At 71.9% G+C, this 10,505-nt stretch carries 12 protein-coding genes and 1 pseudogene; 9 read left to right on the forward strand and 4 right to left on the reverse strand.

Annotated elements, in window-relative coordinates; genetic code table 11:
* Positions 1 to 126, forward strand: a pseudogene (locus ACFQRI_RS26905) ((S)-ureidoglycine aminohydrolase); the annotation flags it as partial.
* A 6-nt stretch (positions 127 to 132) separates the two neighbouring features.
* Here ACFQRI_RS26905 and ACFQRI_RS26910 read toward each other — a convergent pair.
* Positions 133 to 483 carry a nuclear transport factor 2 family protein gene (locus ACFQRI_RS26910; protein ID WP_380673435.1) on the reverse strand — a complete coding sequence of 117 codons (351 nt, stop codon included), beginning with the start codon at positions 481 to 483 and terminating at the stop codon, positions 133 to 135.
* Between the two features lie 54 nt (positions 484 to 537).
* Here ACFQRI_RS26910 and ACFQRI_RS26915 point away from each other — a divergent pair, with 54 nt between their 5' ends.
* Positions 538 to 1,203, forward strand: a complete 666-nt coding sequence (locus ACFQRI_RS26915; RefSeq protein ID WP_380673437.1) for a DUF2461 domain-containing protein — start codon at positions 538 to 540, stop codon at positions 1,201 to 1,203.
* On the opposite strand, the gene ACFQRI_RS26920 is transcribed toward ACFQRI_RS26915, so the two are convergent.
* Positions 1,181 to 1,528 carry a VanZ family protein gene (locus ACFQRI_RS26920; RefSeq protein ID WP_380673439.1) on the reverse strand — a complete coding sequence of 116 codons (348 nt, stop codon included), beginning with the start codon at positions 1,526 to 1,528 and terminating at the stop codon, positions 1,181 to 1,183. The genes ACFQRI_RS26915 and ACFQRI_RS26920 overlap by 23 nt on opposite strands.
* A 119-nt stretch (positions 1,529 to 1,647) precedes the next feature.
* Here ACFQRI_RS26920 and pyk point away from each other — a divergent pair, with 119 nt between their 5' ends.
* Positions 1,648 to 3,069: a pyruvate kinase gene (pyk, locus tag ACFQRI_RS26925; RefSeq protein ID WP_380673441.1), complete on the forward strand. Its 1,422-nt coding sequence runs from the start codon at positions 1,648 to 1,650 to the stop codon at positions 3,067 to 3,069.
* 80 nt (positions 3,070 to 3,149) lie between these two features.
* Positions 3,150 to 4,088, forward strand: coding sequence for an acyl-CoA thioesterase II (tesB, locus tag ACFQRI_RS26930; RefSeq protein WP_380673443.1), 939 nt, complete (start codon positions 3,150 to 3,152; stop codon positions 4,086 to 4,088).
* A 43-nt stretch (positions 4,089 to 4,131) separates the two neighbouring features.
* Here the strand turns inward: tesB and ACFQRI_RS26935 are convergent, their stop codons facing one another.
* Together ACFQRI_RS26935 and ACFQRI_RS26940 are read right to left on the reverse strand one after the other, a co-directional pair.
* Positions 4,132 to 5,298 carry a 5,10-methylene-tetrahydrofolate dehydrogenase gene (locus tag ACFQRI_RS26935; RefSeq protein ID WP_380673445.1) on the reverse strand — a complete coding sequence of 389 codons (1,167 nt, stop codon included), beginning with the start codon at positions 5,296 to 5,298 and terminating at the stop codon, positions 4,132 to 4,134.
* Positions 5,299 to 5,308: 10 nt separating this feature from the next.
* A complete protein-coding gene (locus ACFQRI_RS26940) occupies positions 5,309 to 5,812 on the reverse strand; it encodes an Lrp/AsnC family transcriptional regulator (protein ID WP_380673447.1) in 504 nt (167 codons plus the stop codon).
* 99 nt (positions 5,813 to 5,911) lie between these two features.
* On the opposite strand from ACFQRI_RS26940, the gene ACFQRI_RS26945 reads away from it, so the two are divergent.
* From ACFQRI_RS26945 to ACFQRI_RS26965, 5 genes are all read left to right on the forward strand, one after another.
* Positions 5,912 to 6,523 carry a LysE family translocator gene (locus tag ACFQRI_RS26945; RefSeq protein ID WP_380673449.1) on the forward strand — a complete coding sequence of 204 codons (612 nt, stop codon included), beginning with the start codon at positions 5,912 to 5,914 and terminating at the stop codon, positions 6,521 to 6,523.
* Positions 6,524 to 6,599: 76 nt separating this feature from the next.
* A complete protein-coding gene (dacB, locus tag ACFQRI_RS26950) occupies positions 6,600 to 8,171 on the forward strand; it encodes a D-alanyl-D-alanine carboxypeptidase/D-alanyl-D-alanine endopeptidase (protein ID WP_380673451.1) in 1,572 nt (523 codons plus the stop codon).
* A 62-nt stretch (positions 8,172 to 8,233) separates the two neighbouring features.
* The gene (locus ACFQRI_RS26955) at positions 8,234 to 8,890 is read left to right on the forward strand and encodes a DedA family protein (protein WP_380673453.1); all 657 of its coding nucleotides are present in this window, start codon (positions 8,234 to 8,236) and stop codon (positions 8,888 to 8,890) included.
* Between the two features lie 418 nt (positions 8,891 to 9,308).
* Positions 9,309 to 9,680, forward strand: a complete 372-nt coding sequence (locus ACFQRI_RS26960) for a helix-turn-helix domain-containing protein (protein WP_380673455.1) — start codon at positions 9,309 to 9,311, stop codon at positions 9,678 to 9,680.
* Between the two features lie 183 nt (positions 9,681 to 9,863).
* Positions 9,864 to 10,316: a hypothetical protein gene (locus ACFQRI_RS26965; RefSeq protein ID WP_380673457.1), complete on the forward strand. Its 453-nt coding sequence runs from the start codon at positions 9,864 to 9,866 to the stop codon at positions 10,314 to 10,316.
* Positions 10,317 to 10,505 lie beyond the last annotated feature (189 nt).

The raw sequence follows: 10,505 nt of genomic DNA on the forward strand, positions 1-10,505 counted from the left end.
GAAGTCCAAGAAGGCGACTTCATGTGGCTGCGCGCCTTCTGCCCCCAAGCCTGCTACGCAGGCGGCCCCGGCAAGTTCCGCTACCTCCTCTACAAGGACGTCAACCGCCAGATCACCCTCACCTGACCCGCGTCAGCCCGCCTCCGGGATCGCGGTGCCCTGGTGGTGGAGGAGCCGCCAGGCGTTCCCGGTGCGGATCCACACCGAGGTGCGGTGCGAGGAGCCGCGCGGGTGGTGGGCGGTGTAGGTCAGCAGGATCGCGTCCGGCCCCAGGCGGGTCGGGCGCAGATCGCTGGTCTCGATGCGGTCGGCGCTGCCGCGGGTCGCCTCCGGGATCGTGTCGCGGTCCCATATCTGGCCGGAGGCGCCGAACTCGCGGAAGTCCGGGTGCAGCGCGGCGCGCACCGCTTCGGCGTCGTTGCGGGTTCCCGGTTCCAGCAACCGGATTTCGGCTTCGACGACGGCGCGGGTGTCGGTGTCCACGGTGGAGCAACCTAGCCCCGGTTCGGCGCGCGGGCGAGCGAATAGACTCGCTCCGTGCGATTCGAGGGATTCGGCGACGCGGCGGTGGAGTTCTACGACGGCCTGCTGGCCGACAACTCCAAGGCCTACTGGTCGGACAACCTCGAGATCTACCGGGAGCACGTGCGCGCTCCGATGGAGGCGCTGCTGGCCGAGCTGGAGCCCGAGTTCGGGCCGGGCTTCGGCAAGGGGAAGGTGTTCCGCCCGCACCGCGACGTGCGGTTCAGCCCGGACAAGTCCCCGTACAAGACGCACTGCGGCGCGGTGATCGAGCAGGGGCGCGGCGGTGGCGCCTACTACGTCGAGGTCTCCGCCGAGGGGATGCTGGTCGCGGGCGGTTGCTACCACACCGAGTCGGATCAGCTGGCGCGCTTCCGGGCCGCGGTGGACGCCGAGATCCACGGCGAGCGGCTGCGCGGGCTGCTCGCCGAGCTCTCGGCCGCGGGCTGGGAGATCACCGGCAGCACGCTGCGCAGCCGGCCGCGCGGGTTCGCCGCCGATCACCCGCGGTTGGACCTGCTGCGCCACCGCACGCTCTACGCGGCGCGCGCTTGGGAGCCCGACGAGGTGCTGCACGAGCGGGCGTGCCTGGAGCGGGTCCGCGAGTCGTGGCGCGCCGTGCGCGAGCTCAACCAGTGGTGCGCCGACCACATCGGAGTCACCGAGAAGAAGCGCCGCTAGAGCGCCTTCTCTCATCAGAAGTCCCCGAGCGCGCTCCGAGACTTCTGCGAAGAGGCCAGGCCACCAGGGTGCCTGCGCAGTCGACGAGGGCGTCCAGCAGCTCGCAGCTGCGGCCGAGGGGGAGGACGCCCTGCGCCAGCTCCGAGGCCCCCGCGTAGGCGACCAGCGCCGGCAGCAGCCATCGGGCGCGGAAGCCGGCGAGCCTACCGGTGGCGGCGAGGGCCGCGAACAGCGCGAAGTGGATCACCTTGTCGGTGCCGGGCGGGGCGGTCGGCACGCCGCTTGCCGGGGTGAACAGGATCGCCCAACTGACCAGTAGCGACATCACGAACGGCAGTCGGGAGAGTTGCGTTCTGTAATGATCCAGCAAGAATCTCCCCGATCAGCACTTTCTTGCGTGGCTGAGTGCTGCACCCACCGGTCAAGAGACTACGCTGACGTGATGTGAGTCGACGAGCCAAGATCGTTTGTACTATGGGCCCCGCCACCTCCACCCCGGAGAAGATGGCCGAGCTCGTCAGCAGCGGAATGGACGTCGCCCGGCTGAACTTCAGCCACGGCAGCCACGCTGACCACCAGAAGGTCTACGAGATGGTCCGGGCGGCGGCCAAGGAGTCCGGCCGCGCCGTGGGCATCCTGGGGGACCTCCAGGGACCGAAGATCCGGCTCGGCAAGTTCGCCGAGGGACCGGTCGAGTGGGCTACCGGCGACGTCGTGCGCATCACGGTCGATGACGTGCAGGGCACGCACGACCGGGTGTCCACCACTTACAAGGGCCTTGCCAGCGATGCCAAGGTCGGTGACCGCCTTCTCGTCGATGACGGCAAGGTGGGGATGACCATCACCGCGGTCGAGGGCAACGACGTGGTGTGCGAGGTCACCGAGGGCGGTCCCGTATCCGACCACAAGGGAATCTCCCTTCCGGGCATGGACGTCTCCGTGCCCGCCCTGTCCGAAAAGGACGTCGAGGACCTGGAGTTCGCGCTCGAGCTGGGCGTGGACTTCATCGCGCTGTCGTTCGTGCGCAGCCCCGCGGACATCGACCTGGTGCACCAGGTCATGGACCGCGTCGGCCGCCGCGTGCCGGTGATCGCCAAGCTGGAGAAGCCGGAGGCGGTCGACAACCTGGAGGCCATCGTGCTGGCCTTCGACGCCGTCATGGTCGCCCGCGGCGACCTCGGCGTGGAGCTCCCGCTCGAGCACGTCCCGCTGGTGCAGAAGAAGGCCATCCGGATCGCGCGGGAGAACGCCAAGCCGGTCATCGTGGCCACCCAGATGCTGGACTCGATGGTGGAGAACTCCCGCCCCACGCGCGCGGAGACCTCCGACGTGGCCAACGCGGTGCTCGACGGCACCGACGCGGTCATGCTCTCCGGCGAGACCAGCGTCGGCGCCTACCCGGTCGAGACGGTGCAGACCATGGCCCGCATCGTCGAAGCCGTGGAGAGCGGTTCGGCCGAGCCGCCGCCGCTGAGCCACGTCCCGCGCACCAAGCGCGGCGTGATCTCCTACGCCGCGCGGGACATCGGGGAGCGGCTCAACGCCAAGGCGCTGGTGGCCTTCACCCAGTCCGGAGACACGGTGCGCAGGTTGGCGCGGCTGCACACGCGGCTGCCGCTGCTGGCCTTCACCCCCGAGGAGTCGGTGCGCAGTCAGCTGGCTCTCACTTGGGGGACGGAGACCTTCCTGGTGCCTAAGGTGGACACGACGGACCAGATGGTGCGGCAGGTGGACCAGGCGATGCTGTCCCTGGGCCGGTCGCAGCGCGGCGACATGGTGGTCGTCGTCGCCGGTTCTCCGCCGGGAACGGTCGGGTCGACCAACCTCATCCGCGTGCACCGGCTCGGCGAGGAAGACCACGTCTGATCCACGCCTTCCGCGGACGGGAGTGGCGCTCGTCGCCCCTCCCGTCCGGTATCCGGTAGAGACACGCTAGGGAGTTCGCCGTGACCGAAGCGGCCCGCGCCGCCGCAGCCGACCCGACCGGGACCGACCTGGGAACCGAGGTTCCCACCGATTCCGCCGGAGTACCGCACGGCCAGCCCGTGCTGGACCGGTTGGTGGCGCTGCTCGACCTGGAGCGCATCGAGGAGAACATCTTCCGCGGCGTGAGCCCGGCGACCTCCTCGGTCCGCGTCTTCGGCGGTCAGGTGGCGGGCCAGTCCCTGGTGGCCGCCGGGCGCACGGTGCCCGCCGAGCGGCGGGTGCACTCGCTGCACGCCTACTTCATCCGGCCCGGCGACCCGAGCATCCCGATCGTCTACGAGGTCGACCGCACCCGCGACGGCCGCTCGTTCACCACGCGGCGCGTGGTGGCGACCCAGCGCGGCAAGACGATCTTCTCGCTGTCGGCCTCGTTCCAGGTCGACGAGGACGGCATCGACCACGCCGACGACATGCCCGACGTGCCCGATCCCGAGACGCTGCCGACGTTCACCGAGCGGGCGGGCGATCTGCTCGAGGGGCTGGGCATGACGCAGCCGCGGCCGATCGACGTGCGCTACGTGACCGAGCCGCCGTGGGAGAGCCGGGAGACCGGCCCCCGCGCCGCCCGCAACCAGGTGTGGATGCGGGCCGACGGCGCGCTGCCGGACGACGACCTGCTGCACGTGTGCATCGCGGCCTTCGCCTCGGACATGACGCTGCTGGACGCGCCGCTGGCGCGGCACGGCGTCTACTGGGGGCTCGACGACGTGGTGGGCGCCAGCCTGGACCACGCGATGTGGTTCCACCGGCGATTCCGCGCCGACGACTGGCTGCTCTACGACTGCGCCTCGCCGAGCGCCTCCGGCGGGCGGGGCCTGGCCACCGGCCGGTTCTTCTCCCGCGACGGGCAGCTCGTGGCCACCGTCGTCCAGGAAGGCCTCCTGCGCGTCAACCGGTGAGCCCGAGGTCCGTCCGGCTGGCTCCTCGCGAGGCGGCCGGGGGCTACTCCTCCGAGTCGGAGGCGTCCTCGGCCTCCCTCTCCTCCGCGCTCCTGGTGTCCTGCTCGTGCTCCTCATCTTCGGCGTACTGGGCGCGGCGCTGCTCCTCGCGGTAGCCGTAGGCGGCCTGCCGGACCGCCGCGTCGGTCTCCAGGCTGGAGCCCAGCGCACCTGCCAGGATCGCCATCGAGGACACCATCCAGGACAGCCGCAGGTAGGTCGTCCAGCTCGTCTCGTGCCCCAGGGTCTGGCCGAGGATGCTCGCGTCGAGCAGGGTGGCCGAGGCGACCAGGCTCACCGCGTAGACCACCAGGTACAGCAGCACGACGCCGACGCTGAGCGTGGTCACCGTCGAGGCGTTGTAGAGCAGCGCCAGGCGCCGGTCCCGGATCGCGCGGCGCCCCACCCGCTCCCACAGGCCGTGCGCGGCGATCAGCCAGCCGGTCATCAGCCCGAGGGAGAAGACCATCGTGCCGATTGCCCGCAGCGGCCCGAGCACGTCCCCGATCTGCCAGACCGTCGAGGTGAAGATCCCGAAGCCGGCGGCGGCCAGCGCGGCGGCCAGCGCGCTGGACAGGCCCCACATCAGCTGCCAGGGGCGGTTGGCCCGCACCATCCCGGAGGTCAGCATGAGCCAGCCGCGCCAGCGGGAGGTCGTGTAGCGCACGTCGACCGAACCGTCGTGCTGGGAGCGGCGGAACGGCCTGCTCACCCTGCTGCCGTCCGCGGAGTCCAGCAGGTCGGCCAGCAGGCGGAGCAGGGCCCGGTAGGTCCGCCGGTAGGGCCGGAACGCGCCCAGCGCGGGCAGCGACACCAGCGCCACGCCGCGCTCGGTGCTGGCGTCGGCCAGCAGGACGCCGTGGTGCAGCAGCAGCGGCAGGTCGGTCAGGCAGATCGCGAAGCGCCAGCCGTTGCGCTCCCGGTGCTGGCTGACCGCGCGCAGCATCTCGTCGCTGTCGGAGTGGCCGGCGGTGACCGGGTCGGAGACCACGTCGATGGCCCACTCCGCGCCGGTCTCCTCCTCCAGCCACTCCACCACCTCCTGCGCGGTGCGGTTGCCCACCTGGGTGGGCATGTCCGGGTCCGTGACCAGCCCGAGGACGTGGTCGGGTCCGCGCTCTTCGTCGCCGTGCCTGGTGGACATCCTGGTCAGCCTCGCCTGGTTCGCCATCCTCCGCAAACTATCCGCGCCTGCGCCGTTTCGGGCGCAGGTGCTTCGGCGGTGTCAGCGCTCGGGTGTGCAGCTGTTCGAGCACGATCGAGCTGGTGAAGTTCCGGACCTCGGTGCGCGCGGCGAGCTTGTCGACCAGGAACTCCTGCAGGTGCGTGGTGTCGGCGACGGCCACGTGCACCAGGAAGTCGGCCTGCCCGCTGACGTGCAGGACCGAGCGCGTCTCCGGCTGAGCCATCACGAACTCGCGGAACTGGTCGACGACCTGCCGGGTGTGCGGCCGGACGTTGACCGCCACCACGGCCTCCAGGGCCAGGCCGGTGGCCGCCGGGTCGACGTCGATGTGCGACCCGGTGATCACGCCGAGCTCCTTGAGCCGCCGCACCCGCTGCAGGCAGCTCGACGGCGCCAGGCCCACCCGCTCGGCCAGGGTTCGGTTCGGCAACGTGGCGTCGTTCTGCAACTCCTCCAGAATCCACCAGTCGACCGAATCCAGTTCTACGGATTGCGTCATAACCGAACATGCTACGCAGGTGCTCGCGCGCGGGCGAACGATGCGCGGAGGATGTGCGCGTTCCCCGTTTTGTTGATCTTCTCTGCGAAGGAGCGAGCTTTGCACATCGCCTGGGGGTCGTTCCTGCTGGCACTTCTGGTGATCGTCCTGGTGCCCGGGCCCGACTTCGTGATGGTCACGCGCAGCGCCGCCAGCGGGCGCCGGTACGGCTGGCTGGCCGCCGCGGGCATCGTCTGCGGCCTGTGCCTGCACGCCACCGCGGCCAGCCTGGGACTGTCGGCGCTGGTGGTCGCGGTGCCCACCGCGCTGTTCGTGGTCAAGGCGCTCGGCGTGGCCTACCTGGTGTGGATGGGCTTCCAGGTGCTGCGCAAGTCCGGCAGCGCGCCGGTCGCCGGTGGTGCGCCCGCCGGCCCGGTCTCGGGTCGCGGCGTGTTCGTGCGCGCGCTGCTGACCGACCTGCTCAACCCCAAGGTGATGCTGACCTTCCTGACGCTGCTGCCGCAGGCGATGGACCCGGCGGCCGCCCCGATGCCGCAGGCCGCGCTGCTCAGCGGCGTGGCGGTCGGCGCCTTCGCCGGCTGGTGGCTGGTCGTGGTGCCCTCGGTCGGCAAGCTGGCCGAGTGGCTGGCCTCCCCGCGCCGCAAGAAGGTCTTCGAGCGCGTGTGCGGCAGCGCGCTGATCGCGATGGCCACCTCGATCGCGGTGGGCTGACGGCGCTTCCGCGAAATCTCCGCCGATCGCGGTGATCGTCGACTAGGCTGCGTGATCTCCGAGCTCAGGGGGTGCGATGCGCAGGCGGTCGGCGTTCGCGGTCGGGTTGGCGTTGGTGATCCCGCTGGTGGTGGTGCCCCCGACGGGGGCCGAGCCCACCGGCAGGGACGCGCTGAAGGCCGACCTCGACCAGATCCTGGCCGACCCGCGGCTCGACGGCGCCCAGGCCGGGGTCGTGGTGCGCGATCCCGCCACCGACGAGGTGCTCTACAGCAGGCAGCCGGACTACCGCGCCCAGCCCGCCTCCAACGTCAAGCTGTTCACCGCGGCGGCCGCGCTGGAGGCGCTGGGCCCGGACCACCGGTTCCGCACCGAGGTGCTCGCGAGCGGCGCGCGGGAGGGCGCGACCCTGCGCGGCGACCTGCACCTGCGCGGCAGCGGCGACCCGACGGTGCTGGCCGCCGACTACGACCGGCTGGCCGCCCGGATCGCCGAATCCGGCATCCGGGAGGTCACCGGCCGGCTGCTGGCCGACGACACCGCCTTCGACGACGTGCCGCTGGGCACCGGCTGGGCATGGGACGACGAGCCTTACTACTACTCGGCGCCGATCTCGGCGCTCAACGCCGCGCCGGACACCGACTACGACGCGGGCTCGGCGATCGTGCGCGTGGCCCCGGGCGCGCCCGGCCAGGACGCGCAGGTGAGCCTGGTACCGGCCACCGGCGTGCTCCAGGTGGACAACCGGGTCACCACGGCTCCGGCGGGCGAGGCACCGGACGTGAGCGTGCGGCGCGACCACCGCAGCGGGCGGGTGACCGCCACCGGCAGCATCCCGGCCGACGCCGGGCCGGTGCGGGAGTGGGTCGCGGTGCGCGACGGCACCGCCTACGCCACCGATCTGCTCGCCCGCGCCCTGGCCGCCCGCGGTGTGACCGCGCGCGGCACCGGTGAGGCCGCGACCCCGCCGGGTGCCGAGGTGCTGGCCTCGCACGAGTCGATGCCGCTGCGCGACCTGCTGGTGCCCTTCCTCAAGCTCAGCAACAACGGCCACGCCGAGGTCCTGGTCAAGGCGATGGGACGGCAGCGGGCCGGGGAGGGCAGCTGGGACGCCGGCATCGGGGTCGTGACCGAGGAGCTCGCAGGCCTGGGCGTGGATCCGCGGGCGCTGCGCCTGGTCGACGGCTCGGGGCTGTCCCGGATGGACAGCGCGATGCCCGAGCAGCTGACCGCGCTGCTGGACAACGCGGCCGGGAGGCCCTGGTTCCCGGCCTTCCGCGAGGCGCTGCCGATCGCCGGACGCGCCGATCGGATGGTCGGCGGCACGCTGCGCAACCGCATGGCCGGCACCCCGGCGGAGGGCAACGTGCGCGCCAAGACCGGTTCGATGACGGGGGTGACCGCGCTGTCCGGCTACGTCACCGCCGCCGACGGTCGCGAGCTGGTGTTCTCGGTCGTGCTCAACGACCACCTCTCGGCCGCGCCGCGCGACGTCGAGGACGCGATCGCGGTCCGGCTCGCCGAGTACGACGGCGCCGACGACCAGCCCGGGCTGAGCCGGGTTCCGAAACAGCGCACCTGGCCCGACGATCCGCGAACCGGTGTCGACGAGCGCGACCTGGAGTGCTCCTGGGTCAAGGCCTGCTAGCCGCGCATCACCCGGTAGCGTGACGGCACCGCTGCGTCCGACCATGCCGAGGAGCTCCACGCGTGACGTTCATCAGCGACATCCTGGCCATGATCGCCGGTCTGCCGAGGCCCCTGCTGGTGCTGGTCACCGGTGCGCTCGTGCTCGGCGAGTGCACCATCGGCCTGGGCTTCCTGGTGCCGGGGGAGAGCGGTCTGCTGCTGGCCTCGGCCGCGGTGACCGACCTCGGCTTCTTCCTGGTCCTGGCGGGCGCGGTGGCGGTCTGCGCGGCCCTGGGCGACAACATCGGCTACTGGCTCGGCCGCCGGTACCGGCTGAAGATGCGCGAGACCAAGGTGGTGCGCAAGCTCGGCCAGCACCACTGGGACCGCGCGGGCAGGCTGCTGCGCCGCTGGGGCATGGGCGCGGTGCTGCTGGCCCGCTTCCTCCCGGTCGTGCGCACGCTGATGCCCGCGGCGGCGGGCGCGGGCGGCGTGTCGTACCCGAAGTTCTTCGCGTCCTCGCTCGTCGGCGCCGTCGCCTGGTCGGGCACCCACGTCGGCATCGGCTGGGCCGCGGGCGCCTCGGCGAAGTACGTCGAGACGCTGCTCGGGCGCGCGAGCTGGCTGCTGGCCGGCTCGCTGGTGCTGGTGGGCCTGGGCGCGTGGTGGTGGCGCCACCGGCGGCCGCGCAGGCAGGTGGCCGGGTCCGAGGAGTCCGCGAACGACCTCGCCGCGTAGCGAGGCCGACCGGCCGGCGATCCCGTCCTCGCCGGTGAGCCCGCCGCGACGCCGTGTGGCGCGCGGGGTCCAGCAGGCGTCTCCCAACCCGCTACCCGCACCGCTCCGCGACGCATTCCTCAACAGCCCCTAGCAGCGGCGGCAGGAGATCCGGACCCCGAGTCTGCTCCGGGATGCCGCGACCGCCTCCGGACGCGGGATCGAGCGGTTGCCGGAGCCTCGGCCGCGCGGGGACGCGGTGCGCCGGGCACCCGAGCTAGCACGATCGGACTTCCTACGAGTTGCGCCGCAGCGACTCTCATTCATGGTTTTGGACTCTAACGGATGTCACCGGGGCTTTCCAGCGATCCCGCGATCGCCGCGCAGCACGATCTGCGGGACTGCGCGCGGTCGCATCCATGTGACTATGCTCGAACGCATGCCGCAGGCCGATGCCGAGGAAGCCGCCGGAACCGCGACGGACGCCGATTTCGTGGAGTACCTGGAGCGGCACCTGACCGCGCGCGGCTGGACGGTGCACGACTTCTGCGAGCACAGCGGGCTCCGGCCCAGCGTGGTGTTCCGGTGGCGCAAGGGCTACCGCCCGGACATCGGCAACGCCCGGATCATGGCGCGCGCGCTCCAGGTGCCGCTGCTGGAGGTCCTGGTCAAGGCGGGCAGGTTGAGCCCGGAGGAGGCCGGTGCGGAGGTGCGCGTCGAGCCCGAGCTGGCCGGGGTGCCCACCTCGGTGCTGCTGCGCGAGATCACCGCGAGGGTCGAGCGCATGGAGGCCGCCGAGAGCGCCCGGTGAAAATTCAGACACTTTCCGTCCGGTTCCAGCGGTTCCGGGGTGACAAACCCGCGGCTCGTGGAGTGCACTGCTGGGGGAGCTGTTCGGGAACGCCGCGGTGCCCACCGATCCTCGGCGCCCGCCGACCGCTGGGGCCGCGCGCGAACCGTCCCGACAGCTCTCGGAGGCACGACCGGAGGAGAGGTGAGCATGCGCCGCACCGGCACCGTTCGCACCCCGACGGAGGTGGCGATCAGCGCGCCGCGCACGGGGGAGCGGATCCACCTGGCGGTCGAGAGCTCGGCCGGGGAGACCTACCTGATCGTCTTCCTCGACAGCCCCCGGGACGGGTCCTGCGAGCCCTGCGAGCTCTCCGCGGACGAGGCCCGCGCCTTCGCCCGGGCCCTGCGAGATCTGCTGCAGGCGGGATCCGGGCAGGCCACCTTCGCCGCCTCCCGCACCGACCAGCAGGTCCACTTGGCCATCGAGGCCGACGACGCGGAGCGCTACCTGGTCACCTGGCTCGGCGGCTCGACCAGCGAGGGCGCCTACGAACCGAGCGAGCTGCGCCCCAAGGAGGCCCACCAGCTCGTCCGCGCGCTGCAACACCTCGCCGACGCGGCCGAGCACCCCGCCAAGACCACGACCTCGCACTGACAAGGAGAACCGCTCCCCGGGAACGCGTCCCGGGGAGCGGTTCTGCTCAGCACTCCGCTCAGAGGTTGGGGTAGAGGGGGTGCTTGGCGGCGAGTGCTTCGACGCGGGCGCGCAGTTCGGCGCTGGTGGTCTGGTCGAAGGTGGGTTTGAGGGCTTGTGCGATGACTTCGGCGATTTCGGTGAATTCGT

This window comes from Saccharopolyspora griseoalba (assembly GCF_042665275.1).
Classification (GTDB): Bacteria; Actinomycetota; Actinomycetes; order Mycobacteriales; family Pseudonocardiaceae; genus Saccharopolyspora; species Saccharopolyspora griseoalba.